The sequence below is a fragment of the Paenibacillus sp. MDMC362 genome (assembly GCF_003269305.1).
Taxonomy (GTDB): domain Bacteria; phylum Bacillota; class Bacilli; order Paenibacillales; family Paenibacillaceae; genus Paenibacillus_AQ.
Map to the genome: position 1 here is coordinate 70087 of NZ_QLYT01000005.1, position 20342 is coordinate 90428.

At 48.4% G+C, this 20342-nt stretch carries 19 protein-coding genes and 1 riboswitch; of the genes, 15 read left to right on the forward strand and 4 right to left on the reverse strand.

Features of this window, described 5'->3' with window-relative positions:
• Nucleotides 1-69: 69 nt before the first annotated feature.
• Nucleotides 70-191, forward strand: a riboswitch (glycine riboswitch).
• Between the two features lie 174 nt (nt 192-365).
• Nucleotides 366-755, forward strand: coding sequence for a glycine cleavage system protein GcvH (gene gcvH, locus DP091_RS01030; RefSeq protein WP_113056673.1), 390 nt, complete (start codon nt 366-368; stop codon nt 753-755).
• Nucleotides 756-872: 117 nt separating this feature from the next.
• Here the strand turns inward: gcvH and DP091_RS01035 are convergent, their stop codons facing one another.
• Nucleotides 873-1787: a DMT family transporter gene (locus DP091_RS01035; RefSeq protein WP_113056674.1), complete on the reverse strand. Its 915-nt coding sequence runs from the start codon at nt 1785-1787 to the stop codon at nt 873-875.
• Between the two features lie 99 nt (nt 1788-1886).
• Here DP091_RS01035 and DP091_RS01040 point away from each other — a divergent pair, with 99 nt between their 5' ends.
• From DP091_RS01040 to DP091_RS01065, 6 genes are all read left to right on the forward strand, one after another.
• Entirely contained in the window at nt 1887-3347 is a 1461-nt protein-coding gene (locus DP091_RS01040) for an aminotransferase-like domain-containing protein (protein WP_113056691.1), read from the forward strand.
• 164 nt (nt 3348-3511) lie between these two features.
• Nucleotides 3512-4456, forward strand: a complete 945-nt coding sequence (locus tag DP091_RS01045) for an NAD(P)/FAD-dependent oxidoreductase (protein ID WP_258394356.1) — start codon at nt 3512-3514, stop codon at nt 4454-4456.
• The gene (locus DP091_RS01050) at nt 4453-5211 is read left to right on the forward strand and encodes a sigma factor-like helix-turn-helix DNA-binding protein (protein ID WP_258394357.1); all 759 of its coding nucleotides are present in this window, start codon (nt 4453-4455) and stop codon (nt 5209-5211) included. Before DP091_RS01045 ends, DP091_RS01050 begins: the two co-directional genes overlap by 4 nt.
• A 261-nt stretch (nt 5212-5472) precedes the next feature.
• Entirely contained in the window at nt 5473-7542 is a 2070-nt protein-coding gene (locus DP091_RS01055; protein ID WP_113056676.1) for a catalase, read from the forward strand.
• Between the two features lie 257 nt (nt 7543-7799).
• Nucleotides 7800-9083: a histidine--tRNA ligase gene (locus DP091_RS01060; RefSeq protein ID WP_113056677.1), complete on the forward strand. Its 1284-nt coding sequence runs from the start codon at nt 7800-7802 to the stop codon at nt 9081-9083.
• 189 nt (nt 9084-9272) lie between these two features.
• Nucleotides 9273-11060, forward strand: a complete 1788-nt coding sequence (locus tag DP091_RS01065) for an SgrR family transcriptional regulator (RefSeq protein ID WP_113056678.1) — start codon at nt 9273-9275, stop codon at nt 11058-11060.
• A gap of 61 nt (nt 11061-11121) precedes the next feature.
• Here DP091_RS01065 and DP091_RS01070 read toward each other — a convergent pair whose 3' ends face one another.
• Together DP091_RS01070 and DP091_RS01075 are read right to left on the reverse strand one after the other, a co-directional pair.
• Entirely contained in the window at nt 11122-11319 is a 198-nt protein-coding gene (locus DP091_RS01070; RefSeq protein WP_113056679.1) for a hypothetical protein, read from the reverse strand.
• A 154-nt stretch (nt 11320-11473) separates the two neighbouring features.
• Complete coding sequence (locus tag DP091_RS01075; protein WP_113056680.1) at nt 11474-12397, reverse strand: cation diffusion facilitator family transporter; 924 nt, start codon at nt 12395-12397, stop codon at nt 11474-11476.
• Nucleotides 12398-12658: 261 nt separating this feature from the next.
• Here DP091_RS01075 and DP091_RS01080 point away from each other — a divergent pair, with 261 nt between their 5' ends.
• Nucleotides 12659-13762 (forward strand): threonine aldolase family protein, encoded by a 1104-nt coding sequence (locus tag DP091_RS01080; protein ID WP_113056681.1) that lies wholly within the window; start codon nt 12659-12661, stop codon nt 13760-13762.
• 248 nt (nt 13763-14010) lie between these two features.
• Here DP091_RS01080 and DP091_RS01085 read toward each other — a convergent pair whose 3' ends face one another.
• Nucleotides 14011-15513 carry an alpha/beta hydrolase family protein gene (locus DP091_RS01085; protein ID WP_113056682.1) on the reverse strand — a complete coding sequence of 501 codons (1503 nt, stop codon included), beginning with the start codon at nt 15511-15513 and terminating at the stop codon, nt 14011-14013.
• A 110-nt stretch (nt 15514-15623) separates the two neighbouring features.
• Between DP091_RS01085 and DP091_RS01090 the strand changes: the two genes are divergently transcribed.
• From DP091_RS01090 to DP091_RS01125, 7 genes are all read left to right on the forward strand, one after another.
• Nucleotides 15624-16289 (forward strand): serine hydrolase domain-containing protein, encoded by a 666-nt coding sequence (locus tag DP091_RS01090; protein WP_113056683.1) that lies wholly within the window; start codon nt 15624-15626, stop codon nt 16287-16289.
• A gap of 13 nt (nt 16290-16302) precedes the next feature.
• A complete protein-coding gene (locus DP091_RS01095) occupies nt 16303-16683 on the forward strand; it encodes a DUF3471 domain-containing protein (protein WP_113056684.1) in 381 nt (126 codons plus the stop codon).
• Nucleotides 16684-16912: 229 nt separating this feature from the next.
• Entirely contained in the window at nt 16913-17104 is a 192-nt protein-coding gene (locus tag DP091_RS31670; protein ID WP_258394359.1) for a Mor transcription activator family protein, read from the forward strand.
• Nucleotides 17105-17360: 256 nt separating this feature from the next.
• A complete protein-coding gene (locus DP091_RS01105) occupies nt 17361-18239 on the forward strand; it encodes a phosphotransferase family protein (RefSeq protein WP_258394358.1) in 879 nt (292 codons plus the stop codon).
• 52 nt (nt 18240-18291) lie between these two features.
• On the forward strand, nt 18292-18828 hold the full coding sequence (locus tag DP091_RS01110) for a GrpB family protein (RefSeq protein WP_113056685.1): 537 nt from the start codon (nt 18292-18294) through the stop codon (nt 18826-18828).
• An 81-nt stretch (nt 18829-18909) separates the two neighbouring features.
• The gene (locus tag DP091_RS01115) at nt 18910-19419 is read left to right on the forward strand and encodes a GNAT family N-acetyltransferase (RefSeq protein WP_113056686.1); all 510 of its coding nucleotides are present in this window, start codon (nt 18910-18912) and stop codon (nt 19417-19419) included.
• Between the two features lie 509 nt (nt 19420-19928).
• A complete protein-coding gene (locus DP091_RS01125; protein ID WP_113056693.1) occupies nt 19929-20303 on the forward strand; it encodes a VOC family protein in 375 nt (124 codons plus the stop codon).
• The last annotated feature ends 39 nt before the right edge of the window (nt 20304-20342 follow it).

Consider the following 20342-nt stretch of genomic DNA (forward strand, 5'->3'; position numbering starts at 1 on the left):
TGTCAGATATATTGACATCACTTCGTCCCTGTTTTATTCTGTGGGAGAATAAGCCAACCGAATATGCGGATGACGATGGATGGGAGAGACCGCCTCGCGAAGGTTAAAACCTTGGCGGCACCGAAGGAGTAAACCGTTACGCCTGCCAGGCTGACGAGTAATCTCTCAGGTAAACGAACCGCCATCTGACGCAGCTCTGGAGAGTGCGCAAGCCACCCAAGGGGAAAGATCGGACCATAAGAAGCGGTCGATCATAAACTCTCAGGTACCGAGGACAGAGAGAAGGCGAAAGCCTTTTTTTGCGTCCTTTTTTTTCATTTATTTACCTTAATTTCATTTCTTTAAGAAAAGAGGAGTATCCGTAAATGAGCGAAATCAGAGAGAATTTGGTTTACAGCGACGATCATGAATGGGCATTGAAGGTAGATGGAAATGTGGTGCGCGTCGGTATTTCCGATCATGCGCAATGTCAGCTGGGCGATATCGTATTCGTTGAACTCCCCGAGACAGGCGCTGTCGTGGCCGCAGGTGACAGCATCGGTACCATCGAGTCGGTCAAAACCGTATCGGAACTGTATTCCCCTGTATCAGGTACCATCACGAAAGTGAATGCTTCTCTGGAAGACCAGCCGGAGCTTCTGAACGAAGAGCCGTACGAAGGCGGTTGGATCATTGAGGTTGAGGTGGAAGGTGACCTGGAGGAAGCACTCGGAAAGCTGCTGACTGCAGAGGCATATCGTGCCAAAGTGGATTAAGGATTGAATCATAACATTGAATAATGAAACATAACGGCTGCAACTCGTGATGAGGTTTACGAGTTGCAGCCGTTTTAAATTATGGTGCTAATCCTTGGAACCTTGAAAGGTTCGATATCAAGTGTTTGAAGCCACACGGCGCGCGATCCGGCGTGCTCGAAGCTCAGGCAGATTCAAGATCAGTATTCCGCCGATGATGAGCAAGCTGCCGACGATGGAATAAAGAGAAATCGCTTCGCCGTACAGAAATGCGCCTAATCCTAACGCGATGATCGGAGAAACAAAGAGCCAGGTGGACGGAAAAAAGGCATTTGTTGCTTTTAGCAGCCAAGCATACAGACTATGCCCCAGCATCGAGCCCACTATCGTTAAATACAAGACAGAACCGAGGGCTGGCAGCGTTAGAATACCATTCCATTGTACCTGTTCACTGAACAGGGATAACAGCAATAGGGCAGCGCCGCCATACATCATTTGCACCGCATTGATCGTAATCGGCGAAATATCAGGCATATCAAAGGATAATTTTCGGGTAGAGAGGGAGCCCACGCTATAACCGATTTCGCCTATAAGAATGGCGATGCAGCTCAGAATCCAGATGAGGTCGCTCCCCATTGCTATCTCGGGCATGATGAGCAAACATACTCCCGCAAAACCGACCGCGCACCCCCAATAATCGCTGCGACGGGCATTCTTCCGCATTACAACCGATTGGATCATCAGAATCATCATGGGGCCTGTTGCCGATAGGATGGCAGCGATCCCTGAGGACACGTGCTGCTCGGCCCAATATAGCGTTGCAAACGTCAAGAATGTACTGGTCATCCCGATTAGAAGGAATTCCTTGCGCAGGAGAAGGCTTGGTTTTGCCTTCCGCTGCAATACCATCCACAGGAAGATGATGGCGCCCGCGAGAAGAAACCGGAGTCCCGCCGAGAGAAACGGCGGCAGTCCTGATTCAACGCCAATCTTGATGGCGAGAAACGTCGTGCTGAATATGGCGCACATAAGCAAGTAGTTAAAAATAATCATGTAGCATCCTCCTTTTTCTATACTATAATAGGTAGTTATTAGAACAGATTGGCGGTTGGTAGAACAGATATGTTCTATATCGGATCGGAGGAAGAACAGATGGAATTAACTACGCTGGAAGACAAACATCAAGGTAAGCGGACTTTGCAGCAGTCGGTCTATGACACCATTCTGGAAGGAATTGCTCAAGGTGAGTGGAAGGAGACTGACAGAATCCCGTCCGTGAGGGCGATGGCCGAGCGTTTGAACGTTCACCGGTTAACGGTGCTGAAAGCTTATCAGCAGCTGCTTGAAGACGGGATCGTGGAAGTGAAATATAAATCAGGATATTTCGTAGCGCCTAAAGCGCCTGCGACATTGCAGGAAAACTATATATCCAGCCGGCCTTGGGAATATCAGGCCAAATCGATATATGTCAATCGCAGCCGCTTGTCCGACATTCACAGACATCAGGTCGATTACCAGATGTCGGAAGCGCTGATTGATCCTGCGCTGCTGCCGAACGCGTTCCTCTCCAATCACGTGAAACAAGTGTTTGACATGTATCCGAAGGTATTAAGCACGTATTCTTCCGTGTCCGGAGATTTGGAGCTGCGCGAGGAGATGGCCTGGTACTTTATGGACAAACAAGGCATATCGGTCCATCCGGAAGAGCTGCTCATTACGACGGGATCCCAGCAAGCGATCGACCTGATCTCGCGTTCGCTTGTCAAAAGCGGAGATTCGGTGTTGATTGAGCGGCCGACGTATAGTCCGGCGATCGATGTTTTTGTGCAGCAAAATGTCAAGCTGCTTCCCATTGAGATTATGCCGGAAGGATATGACCTGGAGCAGATTGAATGTCTTATGCGGACGGAGAAGCCGAAGCTGTTCTATATGAACCCGACCTTTCAGAATCCGACAGGGTACACGGTGCCGACTAACCAGCGCAAGGCGCTGGTTGAACTGGCGGAACGATATCAATGCATTCTGGTGGAGGATGAGGTCTATCACGACATTTATTTTGGAGATCCGCCGCCGCTGCCCTTTTTTTATTACGATACCGAGGGCTATGTCATTCACATTCGAAGCTTTAGCAAATATGTGGCCCCTGGCTTGCGGATATCGGTACTGGCGGCACGTCCGGAGCTGATGAATGTCATCCTGCCGACCAAGGCGCTGTCGGACAACGGGACGCCGCTGCTGACGCAAAAGATTTTCCAGCACTATTTCTTCTCGAGCAGGCTTCAGGAGCATGTGGCCAAGCTGCGGATTGCCCTGGAGCTTCGTAAGGATAAGATGGAGAAGTTGCTTGAGCCTACAGAATGGCAGTGGAACAGCCCCGGCGGCGGCTTGAATCTGTGGATACAGCTGCCGGAGAACATCAACGTGGATGCGTTGTTGCGGCAATGCCTGGCGGAATCGGTAGCTTTTGTGCCGGGGCGTATATGCGACCCGCTGGATCAGATGGATTCGTGGATCAGACTCAGCTACTCTTATATCAGCGAAGTTCAATTGGAAGAGGGAATTCATCGTCTCGTGGAAATATCGGAGCAGGTAAAGCAAGGCTCGTTGGTATGAGCAATAACATGAGTAATGAATTTCTTCTCGAAGTCATGTAGAGATCATGTCTGCCGATAAATACGGAATATTTTAAAAAAACGGTCTGATTGAATGTCACAAAAACAGCCCTCTTCTCGTGTTATGTGCAAAATCGCATAAAACAAAAGGAGATGGGTTGTCTCATGAAGGATCTAACATGTGTCGTAGTAGGTGGAGGCTTTGCAGGTATACATGCTCTAAAAGCGATTCATAAAGCTTGTCATAAAGGACTCAATGGAAGGAAGCTGCGCCTGATCCTGATCGATAAGGGTTCCGCCCATGTGCAGAAAGTGCTGCTGTTCCGTCCTGCAGTGAGTGAAGAGGGGATTACCGTTCCTTGGGAACAGGTCATGCCGGAAGGTACCCGTTTCATACAGGGCAGGGTGACCGGCATGGATAAGGAGAGCAAGCAGCTGACTTTGGAAGACAGCAAAGGGCTGGAACATAAGCTGGAATATGATGTCCTTGTGATGGCCATAGGAAGCATCGTTCGTCAGGCAGCACCGGAACAAGGCGGAATATCGCTGACAGGCTTGGAAGCGGCGGAACGCATCCGGGAACGGTGGCACGCAAACCTTATGTTGGCAGTAAAGGAAACGAATGCGCAGGAGAAGCAGCGGCTGATGAGTGCAGCCGTCGCTGGTGCCGGCATAACGGGCATCGAAACGTCAGCCGAGGTGGTCCACGCCATGCGGACAGAGGCGGTTAAGCTTGGTTTAGATCCGAAGTTAATCCGTGTGCACCTATTCAATGCTCAGGAACGATTGTTCCTGGAAGGGCCTGCGAAGGTGGCGCATCGGCTTGAACGATATCTAACCGATCTTGGCGTAGTCCTTCATCATGGAAGAAGAGTGATCAAAGAGGAGCTGGGGCTGGTTCATGTCAACGATGGATCTCCGATCCCTGTGAGCCTAACGGTATGGACGCTTGGCCTCACTCCTAACCCCGCGCTCCTCAGCCTCGGACTGTCGGTTACAATGGACGGTCAAATCGTTGTAGATGAAAGCTATCGTGTCAAGGATGCCCCGGGAGTATATGGCATCGGCGGGTGTCGGACGCAGAGGACGCCGTACAGGATGTGTTCGTGAAAGTTCAAAGTCTTCCCCCGGAGAAGCTGGAGGAGCCAAAAGCTTATCTGTGCAAAATGGTGACGAATCGCTGCATCGACGAAATCAAGTCAGCTCGAAATCGAAGAGAGCAGTACTACGGCCCTTGGCTTCCTGAACCGATCCCGGCAGCCTATAGCGAGTCCTATGAAGCCGTCGAGAATCATGAACTGCTTTCCTATGCCATGCTGGTTCTGCTGGAGCGGCTGTCTTCCTCGGAGCGGGCCGTGTTTGTTCTGCGGGAAGCGCTTGGATTCGATTATCCGGAAATCGCCGGACTGATCGATAAAACCGAGGCCAACTGCCGCAAGCTGATGAGCAGGGCGAGAGGAAAGATGGGGATCACGGAGGATGATCTGATTGGCGTAGGGTCTATGGCAGAGGAATGGGTGAGCCGGTTCTTCACGGCCCTATCCGAAGGAAATGCCGAACATGTCCTATCCCTGTTAGCGGAAGATGCTGTATTGTTGTCCGATGGCGGCGGTAAAGTGATCGCAGCTGCGAGACCGGTCGAGAGCAAGGAGCGGGTTGCCCGTTTCCTCATCGGCATTCTTCACCAAGCGCAGCTGGAGGATGGAGTAGCGCCGGAGATCGAGGTAAAGGAACTGAACCATCAAACCGCTGTTATTTTCCGCCAGGGAGGAAGTGTTACCGGGGTTGTCTTTGTCAATATTCGGAACGGATTGCTGCAAAATATTTATATTGTAAGGAATCCGGATAAACTTGCGGGGATTTAAATTTAGGCTTGGAACATCGTCGAAGCACCATCAGAGCAGTCCGCCTCTAGGGAGGGGGGCTGCTTTTTTGCAGGAAACAGGAGATGGAGGCGATCAAACCCAATCGGACGGTTAGATGAGCTTTTCATGAAGGAAGTTTGATCCTGGATTCGTATTCCAGTATGCAGGGTAAATACATTTCGGGTTCGCAAGCGGATCTGTTACCAAGTGCATTTACGTCAGACACGCATCTACTACCTACATACCAGGAGGTTCCGACAAATGGACAAATCAAACACCCATTCGAATGCTAACAACAGCCCGGGCAAGACAAGCAAGGACCAACAGCTGGAACAATTTACGGTAGACAATGACGGTAAAGACTTGACAACCAATCAGGGACTTAAGGTCTCAGAGGATGAACATTCGCTTAAAGCGGGCGAGCGCGGTCCAACCTTAATGGAGGACTTCCATTTCAGAGAGAAGATGACGCATTTCGACCATGAGCGGATTCCAGAACGGATCGTGCATGCCCGCGGTTTTGGGGCTCACGGCTATTTTCAGCTATATGAATCCATGAAAGATTATACAAAAGCCAAATTTCTGCAGGATCCTTCCGTCGTCACGCCGGTGTTTGTCCGATTCTCCACGGTTGCGGGCTCCAGGGGATCAGCCGACACCGTCAGGGACGTACGCGGCTTCGCAACCAAGTTTTATACGGAAGAAGGGAATTATGATCTTGTGGGCAACAATATGCCGGTCTTTTTCATACAGGATGCGATGAAGTTTCCCGATTTCGTTCATGCTGTCAAGCCTGAGCCGCATAACGAGATTCCGCAAGCCCAATCCGCCCATGATACGTTCTGGGATTTTGTAGCGAACAATTCGGAAAGCGCGCACATGATCATGTGGGCGATGTCCGACCGCTCGCTTCCGCGAAGCTTCCGAATGATGGAGGGCTTCGGCGTCCATACCTTCCGTTTCGTGAATGAAGAAGGACAAGCGCATTTTGTGAAGTTTCACTGGAAGCCTGTGCTCGGCACGCATTCCCTCGTATGGGATGAAACGCAGAAGCTGGCAGGCAAGGACCCCGACTTTAACCGCCGTGATCTTTGGGATGCGATTGAATCAGGAAATTATCCGGAATTTGAGTTTGGCGTTCAAATGATTCGGGAGGATGAGGAATTCAATTTTGGTTTTGATATCCTTGATCCGACCAAGATTTGGCCCGAAGAACTCATTCCCGTCAGAATCATCGGCAAAATGACACTCAATCGCAATACCGATAATTTCTTTGCGGAGACGGAACAGATTGCTTTCCATCCGGGACATGTCGTACCGGGCATCGATTTTACCAATGACCCGCTACTGCAAGGCCGCTTATTCTCCTATACAGACACCCAGCTTTCACGGCTCGGCGGACCCAATTTCCACGAAATTCCGATCAACCGTCCAATCGCACCGGTTCATAACAATCAGCGTGACGGGATGCATCGTATGACCATCAATATGGGCCCTGTCAGCTATCATAAGAACGGTATTGCCGGTAACACCCCGAAGCGGGTTCCAGTAGAGCGCGGGGGTTATGAGCATTACACCGAGAAGGTGGAAGGGCGTAAGGTGCAGGCGCGCAGTGACAGCTTTAAGGATCATTTCAGCCAAGCGGCCCTGTTCTGGAACAGCATGTCCGAGGTCGAGAAGCAGCATATCGTATCCGCATTCCAGTTCGAGCTGGGTAAAGTACAGCGAAAGGAAATTCGCCAGCAAGTCGTTGACCTGTTCGCGAACGTCGATAGCGAACTTGCCACCCGGATTTCGGAGGGCATCGGAACCATGCCACCGCAAACCAGCTTCTCCGCTTCCACTGAGTCTTCTCCGGCACTGAGCATGATGAATACCGTGAAGCTCCCGTTAACCCGTAAAGTGGCGGTGCTGGCAGGCAACGGATTCACGGATGAACTCCCGTTTGTGCTTACGCAGCTGCAGCAAGCCGGTGTCATCACCGAGGTGGTTAGCGCGAAGCTCGGCGTCATTCAAGGCAAAGCCGGCGCGGAACTGGAAGTGAAGCATTCGCTGCTTGGGGCGGATTCCGTCTTGTTTGATGCGGTGCTTGTCGCAGGCGGCGCGTTAAGCGTATCGGAGCTCCTGGTGGAGCCGAAGGTGCTGGATTTCGTCAAGGAAGCGTATCAGCATTTCAAGCCGATCGCAGCCATAGCCGAAGGGGCAACTTTGCTTCCATCATCCAGCGGTGAAGGGGTCGTGGTTGCGCAAGAGAATGAGGATTTGAAGCCTTTCGGCGAAGCCTTCATTCATGCCATCGCGGCGCATCGCCATTGGTCGCGTATGATCTAAGAATGGTTTGCCCTTGAATATATAAAACGATTGCGCTATAATTCCCCTTAATCATTTGGCTAAACAGTGAAGGGGATTATACCATGATCAACATCAAATTCAATCAACTTCATCATCACAAGCAGCGTTAGCACGCCTGTCATTCTACAGGGTGGGCTAACGCTGTTCGCGTTGGCCTCCCTGCCGCATATTCAGCGCGCGGGACCATGAGGTCCGGCGCGTTTTTTATTTTCATATAGAACGAAAGGATGATAACGATGCAGAACGTAAAAGGAACGTATGATTATTTTGGCCAAGAACAGGCGATCCGAAGAAAGGTGCAATCGACGCTGCGTGAAGTGTTTGAATGTTATGACTATGCTGAAATGGAGACTACCATTCTGAATGAATCGGAGCTGTTGTCTTCCAAATACGCAGGAGGGGAGGAAATTCTGAAGGAAATGTACCAGCTGACAGATCAGGGCACGCGACGTCTGGGCCTCCGGTACGATTTGACGATTCCATTCGCCAAGGTAATCGCGCTGAATCCCGCCATCAGCCAGCCCTTTAAGCGTTATGAGATGGGGAAGGTATTCCGCGATGGTCCCGTCAAACGGGGCAGATTGCGGGAGTTTCTGCAGTGCGACGTTGATGTCGTGGGAATCTCGGGACCGGAAGCGGAGGTTGAGCTAATGCAGCTTGCAGCCGAAGTGTTTCGGAGACTTGAAATTCCGATCATGCTCCGGTGGAACAATCGAAGCTTCCTTGGTGAAATACTTGGAGCTATGGGCGTACCGGAAGAGATGAAACCCTCCGTCATGCTGACGCTGGATAAGCTCGACAAGATTGGTAAGGAGGGGGTACGACAAGAGCTTGTGAGTAAGGTGCTCGCATCGGAGATTTGTCGTCAAATTCTTGATTTTGTTGATCTCAAGGAGCCGACATTAGCGCAAATAACAAGCACATACAACCTGGACAACGAGTGCGGAGCACGAGAAGTCCGGATCCTGCAAAATATGCTGCAGCGCGTCGGGCTGCAAAACATCTGCGTATTTGATCCGTTTCTTTCCCGAGGATTGTCCTTCTACACAGGAACCGTTTACGAAATCTTTGACGCATCTCAGGGCTTTCGTTCAAGCTTGGGCGGAGGGGGCAGGTATGACGCGATTATCGGGCAGCTCGTTGGACGCGAGGACATTGTTTATCCTACGGTGGGTCTTTCGTTTGGCATGGAATCCATCATGGAGATGATCCGAAACCGTCCGATTGAAACAAACAAGCCGCTCGTTGTGATTATCCTGATAGGAGAGACCATACCCGAAGGATTGACGGCCGCAGCGGCACTTCGGAATCGCGGGATTCATACGCGATTGGCGGACAACCGCCGCAAACTGAAGAAAACATTAGCTTCCGTTTCAGCTGAGGGTATTCCTTATGCCATCCTAATCGGCGAAGATGAAGCGGCGGCAGGCATGGTTCGACTGAAGAAAATGACCGAGGGCAAGGAGCTTACATTGACTCTGCAGAAGGCGGTTGAGCTTATTATTCAATCTTGTGAATGATGTCATGAAGGAAGCAGTGCATCTCCATCATTGAGTGTAAACTTATGACCCACATTGTATAACACCGGCATATGGAATGCCTTTGTTTTTTTCGAATATAATGGTTTTCTACCGAAAAGGGACTCGCGCTCGAAACGATCTCCAAGTAGAATAAATCGTATGGATGTTACCAGGGGGGAGCGGATTGCAATGCTGTACGAACAATTCTTCATGCTGCACCAAAAGCTTGCTGTTAACGCTCCGGCCAACACGGCTACGGAAGTGACGCTTGTGCAGATCGCCGAAACGCTATATTGCACAACGCGGAATGCCAAGCTCGTTATACGCAAGCTCGAGGAGAAGGGTTGGATTATGTGGAAGGCAGGACGCGGGCGAGGAAATCGTTCCAAGCTTACCTTTCTAGCCGATCAAGCTGATCTGCTTCAGGAAGCAACGCAGCAGCTCGCGTTAAAAGGGGAATATCGGCAGGCCTTCGAACTGCTGCGTACCTATGGTCAAGGTATTCACACCAACGATTCTTACGTGGAATGGATGAACGGGCATTTTGGCTTTAGCAAGGAGATGAGAGAAGGGGAAGCAGAAGCAAGGGATTCACTGCGGCTTCCCGTTTACCGCTTGATTGAAACGTTGGATCCCGCCGAATGCTACTACAGTTTTCAAGCTCATATGATTCAGCAGGTTTTTGATCGGCTGGTGATATACGACAATGCCAACGATCAATACCTTCCCGTTATCGCGCATTATTGGAACAGCAATGAGGATGGAACAGTCTGGACTTTTCACCTGCGCAAAGGAATCCGGTTCCATGACGGTAAAGAGTTATCGGCGGAGGACGTGAAATTCACGGTGGAACGCCTGGGACGGGATAAACGAAATGCTTGGATCGTGCGCGAACTGCAGCGAGTAGAGGTGGTGTCGCCTCGGGAGGTTCGTTTTATTCTTAACAAGCCGAATCGGATTTTTATCCGGTTTGTTAGCTCCATTTGCATGTCCATCGTGCCCAAACATTTGGTGAGTCTTAATGAAGAACAGTTCTGGAAACTTCCTGTCGGAACGGGCCCCTTTCAGGTGGAAGAATGGACCGATGAACGGCTGACCATACGTGCGAATCCCCATTATTATCAGGGACGGCCGCATTTGGACAACATCCACATTATCATGATGCCCGAGGATGCGGAGCATTGCGAGGTCAGCTGGGAGCGGCTGCTGCAAGACCCGGAGCGCATCGAGCATAAGGGTGAGAAACATGCTGTGGATATCATAGAATCTTCCGAAGGCTGTACGACTTTGATTACTTGGAATATGAAGAAGCCGGGGCCCTATCAGTCCATCGAATTTCGCCGGGCATTCAGCCTGATTCTGAACCGTGCCGAGATGATACGCGAACTTGGCGGCAACCGGCTATACCCGGCCAAAGGATTTATCATGGATGAGCAAGCGCCTTACCGTAAAGACCGACATGATCCCGAGTTCGCAAAGTCACTGCTGAAACAGTCGGGTTATGACGGCTCTCCCATTACCATGGCTACGCTCGCCAATCATATCAAAGACGCCGAATGGGTTCAGAAGCAGTGCGCTTCCATCGGGATACCATTGATCATCCGGGAGGAGAGGATGGATACCATACACCAATCGGATGTGATGAACACCATGGATTGTGTCTTGCACGGCCTTGTTCTTCCAGGTGAAGAAGTATGCTTAATCGAGAATTACGAGCAGAAGGGAAGCGTAGTTAAAGAGTTCATGGATCCATCGCTGCATCATTGGGTGAAAGATTGCGTGGATGATGCGCTTGCCAGCGAGTGGTATGAAGAGCGTTTGAGTTTGTTGTCCCATATTGAAGAGAGGCTTCGGGAGGAAGCACATGTATCATTCTTGGTTCATACGAGATTTTACGCAAGCTTGGATCCTTCTTATAAAGGGGTTGTCATCAATAATCTGGGTTGGCTGGATTTCAAGCAAATTTGGCGAGTATGATTTCTTCTCATACAAAGAGCAAGCGCAAATAACCGCGCTTGCTCTTTATTTATTATAAGGATTATATGCGGCTTCTTCGGGATCTCCGCTTTCGAAAAAAGCCATATAGCTTATCGAGGATTCGATTATACCTTGAGGTATGCTGCGATTCGCATGCGATCTCGTCATGAATGATGAATCTTCCTTGACGATCAAGTTCGTCCCATTTTGCTTGCTGGTATTCGTTCAGTTTTTCCAGTGTATAAAAATCGTTGCTCATGTTAACCTCCCTATCAGACATTCGGAGTTTGCTGTATCGCTGTAGAATGTCTTGATACTCTCATTATGGAGGTCAACCGAGCTTGTAAAAAGTGTAAACCTCGGCAGCTTTTTTTCCCCTTTTCATGAACTAAAGGACTACCGCAAAGAAGAGATTAGACTTTATTATCACGATGCGTGATAGTGGAGTTCTCAATCTGGATCGTTGAATGCTCGATGTGGAATCGGCTGTCCAGAAGATCGATCGCTTGTTGCAGAATCTCATAACTGTTCGCTTCATCCTCGGCGACGAGATGGCAGCTTAAGGAATCGAAATTGGACGTAATCGTCCATATATGAAGATCATGGATGCCGGTGACCCCAGGTATAGACAGCAGGGATTTCTTTACCTCTTCAGGGTTTATCGTTGCCGGTGCTCCCTCCATCAGAATATGAACGGTATTCTGTATGATTCTCCAGGCGCTTTTCAGAATCAAGATCGACACAAGGATGGATATGATAGGGTCCGCAATGTACCATCCGAAGGCCATCATCACAATCCCGGCGATGATGGCTCCTACCGAGCCGAGCGCATCGCCAATCACGTGGAGGTAAGCGCTGCGGAGATTCACATTGTTCTTTACATCTCCGGTTCGCATCAAGAACCAGGCACTGAGAAGGTTAGCCAACAGGCCGATGGCTGCAATGAGCATCATGCTTCCGCTGGCGACGGTTGGCGGGTCGTCAAAGCGCTGAATCGCTTCCCATACGATAAAACCGGCGATGATAAACAAGGCGACGCCGTTTAGTAGTGCTGCCAATATTTCAAAACGATAAAAGCCATAGGTTTTATTCGGCGATGAGGGCTTTGTGGCAAACCATAATGCGACCAGACTGAGCAGCAAAGCGCTGGCATCACTTAACATATGCCCGGAATCGGATAACAGAGCCAGACTGTTGGTCAGCAAGCCCCCTATAAATTCTAGAATCATGATGCCAAGTGTGATGATGAGGGCAATGGCAAGACCTTTTTTGTTTCCTGAGCGGGCATGGTCATGGTGGCTGTGGTCATGCCCATGATGGTGGTTGTGATGATGCATAATCGAAAACTCCCTTCGGATCCATCTGTCGAATGAATCAATAATCATGAAATCATTTGCGTTATTTATAATATGAACATATGCTCATATACAATGTAATCCCTTGGTTTGTTTTTGTCAAGTTTTTCCGAAGGCATTGCGAAAGCGAATATGATTTTTCACTTGCTCATTTATCTAGTATGCTTGGTAAGCGAGGAAATTAAATTTTACGTCTGATGATGAGTTCTTATTATCGGTCGAAGTGAAGGAGTGATATGCGACATGGGAGAACAGCGTAAATCGATTAGCGAGGCTTATAGCGAAACAGCCTATCCATTGATTGGACATAGCCGCAGGAATCTTGAGGTGCTGATGGAGGCATTTCGGGATGTGGATGGGTCGCAGATGGGGGATACATACGGCAAAGGCGTCATCATTGAGGAGTTTCAGGCACGCATGGCAGACGTTCTGGGCAAGGAATCGGCTGTCTTTTTTCCGAGCGGAACCATGGCGCAGCAGATTGCTTTGCGGATCTGGTGCGATGATGCTGGGCTGAAACAAGTGGCTTATCATCCCCTCTGCCATCTGGAGATTCACGAAGAGGACGGTCTTAAGGAGCTGCATCATATCGAATCGATCCTCCTTGCCGATAAAGATCGTTTGATTACGCTTGAAGACGTGCAGAATCTGAATCGCGACATTGCATGTTTGCTGCTGGAGCTGCCGCAGCGTGAAATCGGAGGGCAGCTGCCCGAATACGAAGAGTTGGAGGCCATATCGGCATATTGTCGTTCTCAAGGCATAAAGCTGCATTTGGACGGAGCAAGATTGTTCGAGATCACTCCGTATTATCAAAAAACGGCGGCCGAAATCTGTGCCCTATTTGACAGTGTATATGTGTCCTTCTATAAAGGCATAGGCGGGATTGCCGGCGCCATTCTGGCTGGCGGCACCGACTTTGTGGAGAAGTCCAAAGTATGGAAACGGCGTCATGGCGGGGATCTGGTCAGTCTTTACCCGTATATCATCAGCTCAAGTTATTATTATACGGAAAGAATAGGTAACATGGGCCGGTATTACGAGGAAGCTAAAGAGCTCGCAGCGCTGTTTAATCACTGCGAGGGCGTGAATACGAAGCCTGCCGTGCCCGTATCGAATATGTTTCATGTACATTTTGAATGGGACAAAGAACAGCTTGAACCGATTCTTATTGAGGTTTACCGCGCGACGGGCGTCGGATTGATCAGTTATCTAAACGAAGCAGGGGATAGTCGATGTTATACGGAAGTCCACATCGGTGAACGGTATGGCAATACGCCGAGAGAAAGCATTCATCAAGCTTTTCAATTGTTGAATGATAAATTGCGGGAAGCTGCGAGCACATGACAAAAGGACCTGAATCAGGTCCTTTTTAATCTGTCTATATTTAACCAATCGGCCCCATATCTCTGACGAATTGGCCGGATGTGGGCCAGCTCATTGTCTTGTCATAGCGGGTCGCCAAGCGCTGCCAACATTGATTCTGCAGATCCAAGGTTGAGAGTATTTCGTAACCCATCACGGAATCGTGTGCCTGTCCAGCTGATAATTCGAAGCGTAGCGGATTTCCAGTGCATCGACCACGCTATATGAACTTATAATAGCGGGGTTGCGAACTTCATCTCGGGAAAGCGGCTATCCGGTCCTTTCAATAAGTTGCCACCTTGATTTTTCAGATACATGTCGAAGAAATCCAGCATATAGGCATTAATAACGGAACTCGCTCTTTCAGGTGCAATTTTTCCGGTAATGCCCAGTATTTTGAAAATAGGAGAAATGAACTGGACATCGGTAAAATTCAAATGCTCCGTATTTTCAATATAGAGGACTTGTCCCCCTTCGCCCACCGTTTCGCGCATCCGTCTAAGCTCCAGCTTTTTATCTTCCGTTACTTGATCCATCCACTCTCTTGTTGAGCCCATACGCTCAAGCTCTGCATCCGTGTAAACTCGGTTATTCCTCACCATTTTTAATTGTTCAAATTCGCTTTCCGAGTGGATGAATAAAAACGGCTTTTGCAGACCCTCTCTGTCACGCAGTCGGTAAAGCCCTCCGTCCAAGTCTATTCCAGCCGTGATTCGCGTATCGAAAGAAGCGTCATAGGCCGTCGCCCCGCCGATGGAATGACCAAACACCCCGACATGATTGAGATCCATCTTCCCTTTAAAACGACTTGGAAACTGCCCCGATTGGATAAGCTCGAACTGGTCCAGCACAAAAGCCACATCATCTGTTAACACTTTCCCCAATTTGTTGCGATTTCCGCTTTCGGTCCGATAATCGTGGTCGGGCGAAAATAAGTCGTTGGTTGTGCTGGTCGTAATTCGACCGCCCGGAAACTCAGTTGCAAATGTATTGAAGGTGTGGTCGATCACGGCCACGATATAACCGTGACTCGCGAGATTTTCGGCTTGCGACGTATGGAGGAACCTGGAGGATCCAAAGCCGGGATTCGCAAGGATCAGCGGGTATGATGTCTGTGCTGAAGAGACTTCGGCTCCCGAATAAGCATGACTGGATACGTACTTCAAGTGTTGAAAAGTAAACCCGGGAAGGCCATAGTTCGCAGCCATATAGCGTAAAATCCGGGTATCGGGAATAAAGGGAGCATACTTGCCTGAGCCGGCTTGGGCCGGATACCATACCTGAACCATCATTTCCCTTTTGCCTGTCGCGGTTGTGCCAAATGTCTCCTCCCGGCTTGAATCGATGAAATGAAAGACTTGTGTACTTACCTTCAGCCCGCCAGTTGGCTCCGGAAAGTTGAATACGGGAAATACATAGAGGAAGCATCCCGTTGCGATTAACCCAAACGCGATAAAAAGGCGGCCCAGCCCCCTACGGATTCGCGAAGTCTGAACGACTGCCGGTGTTTTGAAAGCGTCTATCAGTGAGAGAATAAGCATCAGGAGCGTAAATCCGTATAAAAATAATAGCTGAACCCTGTATCCTTCCACAAGCAAATGGATCACTAAAAAAATGGAGCCTGCTCCGCTTGTCAGGAGCAAAGCTGATCTTCGGATACGTGGATTGACAATGAACAGGAGCGCCAACAAACAAGCACTCGACAAGAATAGCAGCATTTCAAAAAACCTCACGCCAACTCCCCCTTAAAAATTATCCTTTCCAGGGAGTATTTTAGTGGAGGAGCCAGGTTGGTACCATTGATTTAGATGACAATTGCCTTACACGCTTGTAAGGTTGTACGATGATGCAGTTACTGCACTGGCAGCCGGATGTGGAATTCAGGACGAAGTGGCAATATCAGAATATCATGTATATGGTAGCGGGTTATGTTGTCGGGCATGTGAGTCGTTCATCTTGGGAAGAGGTTGTTCAGAAGCGGATATTCGAGCCACTGAACATGACATCCAGTCAATTCTCTGTGGATAAGACACAGCTCCATCATGATTATGCGATGCCCTATATACAAATTGAAGATCAGGCTCGTGTCATTCCGTTTCGTAATATAGGTACCATTGGCCCGGCTGGGTCCATCAATTCCAATATCAAAGATATGGCGAATTGGGTGCGGTTTCAAATAAATCACGGGATGCACGATGGTCAGCGTCTCGTTTCTGACGAAATGCTGGATACACTGCACACGCCTCATATGGTTTGTGACATGACCGAGGTCAATTTAAATAATACACATCTGGGCAGCTACGGTCTGGGTTGGCTGATCGAACCATATCGAGGTTCACGGATGGTGATTCACGAGGGCAATATTGATGGATTCACCGCACATGTTGCCTTCATGCCTGCAGAAAAAATGGGTGTCGTGGTCTTGTCGAATCTCAATGCTACTCCGCTTCCTGTGTATATAGCCAATTACATTTTCGATTCTTTGCTTGGTGGTGAGGTCAAGGACTGAGAGTGGGCAAGCGTTGGGACAAAAGAAGGAAGCAGCCGTTACGAGCGAGCCCGTCACAAACAGTAAGACACCTTCAGACGAGAAAGAATCCATTGTTCCAATGTCTGCGTCTTTGTTGGATTTAGCGGGGACATACGTTCACGCAGGATATGGAGAAATGATCGTGGAACTTGTTGATGGAGGGCTTCGTGCAGGTTATAATTCGATGCTGTTTCCCCTCACGCATCAAAATGCGAATCAGTTTGAACTCCATGTAACGGAGTTTGATATTAAAACCAAAGCGACTTTTTTAACAGACTCTAACGGAAGTGTAGATCGCTTATCCGTCATTTTGTTGTTGGAGCCTGGAGCAAAGGAAATTGAATTTGTTAGAATAACAAGTGGATCCAAGTGAATTTTGAAACATCCAATCGTGCGAGGTGAAAATCATGTTGGCTCACATTAGAAGCACAACCGTTCAAGTCGTTAAATCAGGCTCCGGGCAAAGCCGCACGGAAATATCGGGCAGAGAATTTGTTCGGAGCCTTAGCAGGGAGAATGAAATACGAGAAAGCACTAGATATTTTACCTGAACACGTAGTCAAAACCATTCAACAATATATTGATGGAAGTTATATTTTTATATCCCGAGAAAAACGGAGAACCGGAAGTTCTGGGGTGAACAAACCGGGGTCAAGAAGGATCTGGATATTCGGAATCGGGGCATTTTCAAAAGTTATTTGCATGGCGACCCCATCCGTACATTGTCAGAACGATATTATTTAACGGAGCAATCGATCCGCAGAATTATACGGGCAGAACGAATGAAAGAATAGGCGAGAGCGGATATCCTTTTCGTGAAACCGTTATATCATTCGTTATCATCAGGAAAGAGCGGCCAGGACACGTGTCCTGGCCCTTTCAATTAATGAGAATTACCTGTCAGAAATTTGGAACGAACCTCGATATTTTTAGCTTGTCATTCAGGAATTTTCCAGCGAAATCGCAATTTTGCTCCGTCATGATTTACCAGGTTAAGGAAAAGCATTAAAATAGAGGTTAACGACATTCGCAAGTAGAAGGAGTTTATACATGAACCTGTCATCTTCATATACCCGGCGTATACAAGAAGTTTATCCGCATCTCCATATTCAAGACGTTGAAATTAACAGCATGGGTCAGAACAACGATGTGTTGATTGTGAATCAGAGGCTGGTCTTCAGATTTCCTAAGTTCGCAGAAAGTCTCCAAGCGATGATCAGAGAAACTCAATTCCTGAATGGGATCAAGAGCAAGGTGAAGCTGCCTATACCGAATCCAATGTATGTTTCATTTGACGATATGCAAGTGGGTAAAATGTTCATGGGCTATCCGTTAATCGAGGGACAGCCGCTAGGGTCAGAAGATCTGCTTTCACTCCGGAATTCGGACATCGAGGATAGGGTAGCTGAACAGATGGTCGAATTTCTCGTTCAGCTTCATACTGTGGAGATCAATGAACGGATCGCTGTCGATAGAAATGTTGCAAATGCCCATGAAGTGATGTCCGGATTGTACACACAAATTCAAGACCAGTTGTTTCGTTACATCAGGCCCGATGCGCAAGAGGAAATCTCAAGCAACTTCACGAGATTTTTGAACAATCCCGCGAATCGCGACATTCGTCCAACCTGCATTCACGGTGATTTTGGCACGACCAACATACTTTGGAGTCCGGAGAAAGGTCGAATGACGGGCATCATTGATTTTGGAGGTTCAGGGATTGGGGACCCGGCTTATGACCTGGCGGGCATCCTGGCAGGGTATGGCCAAGAGTTCTTCGAAAAGTGTATCGCCATGTATCCGAATGGAGACCTAATCGCGGAGCGCGTACATTTTTATAGAAGCACGTTTGCCTTGCAAGAGGCGCTGCATGGAGTCATTCATCAAGACGCTGAGGCGTTTGAGGCAGGCATACGAGATTTTAGATGAAACATAATCATGGGAATATTACATGATATAATCTGTTGGAGGAGCCGCATAAATGACACCTAAACCCGTCATCATCGAGGAATATAATCCCGAATGGCCGAAAATGTTTCAGGAGATTCAAGCCATATTGGCACTTACCCTTGGTACTGATGCGCTGAGTATCGAGCATGTGGGAAGCACCTCCGTACCAGGACTTGCCGCAAAGCCAATATTGGATATCGATGTTGTGATCGAATCCATGAAATCGCTTCCGGCGGTCATTGCGAAATTAGAAACCCTTGGTTATAACCATCAGGGGGATTTAGGGGTCGAGGGCAGGGAAGCTTTTGATAGGAAAGATGAGTATGTTCCCTACAGCGAGGAGATTAGTTTGAAAATGACCCAGCATTTATATGTCTGCCATCGGGACTGCCAAGAACTATACAGGCATATTACTTTTCGGGATACTCTCATCAATAACCCGGAGCTGGTACAAGAATATGCCTCATCAAAGAAAGAACTAGCCATCATTTTTCGAAATGATCGGAAAGCTTATACGGAAGGAAAATCCGATTTTGTCCAGCGGGTATTGAAGCAAGTCGCACGCTAAAATGTTGAAAGAAATCCAACATAACATCTTATATCTTGAGCTGAATCCTACCAACAAAATACATAGCAGCGAGGTAAACCAATGAACGTTACATTAAGAGTGTTAGATAACACGGAGCTTAAAAGCATCTGGAAGGAAGCGTTTCAGCAGCAAAATATAATGCGCCCGGATGAGTATTACGATTTATGCGAATATGAGAACCAAATCGGCAAGCGCGTCACCTTGTTGGCTTTTGTTCATGAGGAGCTGGCCGGGGTTTCTCACTTGAAATACGAATCGAGTTATCCCTATTTTCGAGAGCAGAGTATTCCGGAAATCAATGATCTGAATGTATTCCCCGATCACCGGAGGAACGGCATCGCAAACCGCATCATAGAAGAATTCGAGAACATCGTCCGCAAAAAAATGCCGCGCATCGGTATCGGAGTTGGATTGTACAGGGACTACGGTGCGGCTCAAAGAATATATGTCCGGCGCGGCTATATTCCGGACGGCAACGGAATTATGTACAACAACGAATCTGTGGTGCCCGGTGACATGGTATGTGCGGATGACGATCTGAACCTGTATCTGATTAAAGAGCTGGTTTAATAAATCGTTCTGCTAATCATCGGCTTCAGTTATATAAGTTTCAGGAGAGTGAAACATGAGTTTTGTCATTCGACTAAATATATCGAGTTTTTTGTACGCATGGTTCCCTTTTGTCGGGATAGAGCTCATGGTCAACGTTTACCGACTCAGTCGAGTGACAGGGTGGGGGGTGGATCTCGTGAATCTTGTGATTTTGGTTTTCTTCTTTGTTGGCCTGTTTCTATCGGGTTTCGGATTTCCGAAGCTGATCAGGCATTGGTTGGGTGGCCGTAAAGCGTCTTTCATTTCGCTAATTTTGTGGATCCCCTATTTGACTTGAACTTCATGTATATCATAGGTGAAAGGATCAGGTTCAGAGAGGAGCGGGCTATGATGATCAAAGATATAGGGAAATTAAATAGAGTTACTATCCCAGGTGGTAGTAAAAATGGGCAATGTGGTTAAAAGCAATCGACTGGGTGAAGGCAATGAGAAGAATCATAAATAAGCTCGAACAGGAGAAAAGTACGATGAATAAAGGGTTTTCGCATTGCTTGCAGATCTTCCCGACCTCTAACTTCGAGAAAACCAGCGAGTTTTATCAGCGAATCGGGTTCCGTGCCGTGAACTATCTTGATGCAGCAGAACCGCATGTATGCCTCTACAAAGACTCTGTTGAGATTGTATTAACGAAGACGGAGATGGAGGTTGTTCCGAATCGAATCCGTTACGGATATGGGTACGATGCATATTTTTTTACTTACGGACAACGGGAAATCCAGCAAGAACTTATGGATGTGGGCGTGAAGATTGTCAGGGCTTTAACGACAACGGATTATAACAATCATGAGTTTGTGTTTGAGGATGTGGACGGGCGCTGGATTGCGATTGGTAATAAGTTATAGAGAGTAAAGGAGAACAGGGGGATGTGACGTGGTTGAAAT

Bases quoted from the DNA above. Each gene is read 5' to 3' on its own strand.
- DP091_RS01060 (WP_113056677.1), top strand. From the start codon at position 7,800: ATGCAGAACGTAAAAGGAACGTATGATTATTTTGGCCAAGAACAGGCG.
- gcvH (WP_113056673.1), top strand. From the start codon at position 366: ATGAGCGAAATCAGAGAGAATTTGGTTTACAGCGACGATCATGAATGG.
- DP091_RS01110 (WP_113056685.1), top strand. From the start codon at position 18,292: ATGACACCTAAACCCGTCATCATCGAGGAATATAATCCCGAATGGCCG.
- DP091_RS01075 (WP_113056680.1), bottom strand. From the start codon at position 12,397: ATGCATCATCACAACCACCATCATGGGCATGACCACAGCCACCATGAC.
- DP091_RS01055 (WP_113056676.1), top strand. From the start codon at position 5,473: ATGGACAAATCAAACACCCATTCGAATGCTAACAACAGCCCGGGCAAG.
- DP091_RS01125 (WP_113056693.1), top strand. From the start codon at position 19,929: ATGAATAAAGGGTTTTCGCATTGCTTGCAGATCTTCCCGACCTCTAAC.
- DP091_RS01115 (WP_113056686.1), top strand. From the start codon at position 18,910: ATGAACGTTACATTAAGAGTGTTAGATAACACGGAGCTTAAAAGCATC.
- DP091_RS01035 (WP_113056674.1), bottom strand. From the start codon at position 1,787: ATGATTATTTTTAACTACTTGCTTATGTGCGCCATATTCAGCACGACG.
- DP091_RS01045 (WP_258394356.1), top strand. From the start codon at position 3,512: ATGAAGGATCTAACATGTGTCGTAGTAGGTGGAGGCTTTGCAGGTATA.
- DP091_RS01065 (WP_113056678.1), top strand. From the start codon at position 9,273: ATGCTGTACGAACAATTCTTCATGCTGCACCAAAAGCTTGCTGTTAAC.
- DP091_RS01090 (WP_113056683.1), top strand. From the start codon at position 15,624: ATGATGCAGTTACTGCACTGGCAGCCGGATGTGGAATTCAGGACGAAG.
- DP091_RS01080 (WP_113056681.1), top strand. From the start codon at position 12,659: ATGGGAGAACAGCGTAAATCGATTAGCGAGGCTTATAGCGAAACAGCC.
- DP091_RS01040 (WP_113056691.1), top strand. From the start codon at position 1,887: ATGGAATTAACTACGCTGGAAGACAAACATCAAGGTAAGCGGACTTTG.
- DP091_RS01070 (WP_113056679.1), bottom strand. From the start codon at position 11,319: ATGAGCAACGATTTTTATACACTGGAAAAACTGAACGAATACCAGCAA.
- DP091_RS01105 (WP_258394358.1), top strand. From the start codon at position 17,361: ATGAACCTGTCATCTTCATATACCCGGCGTATACAAGAAGTTTATCCG.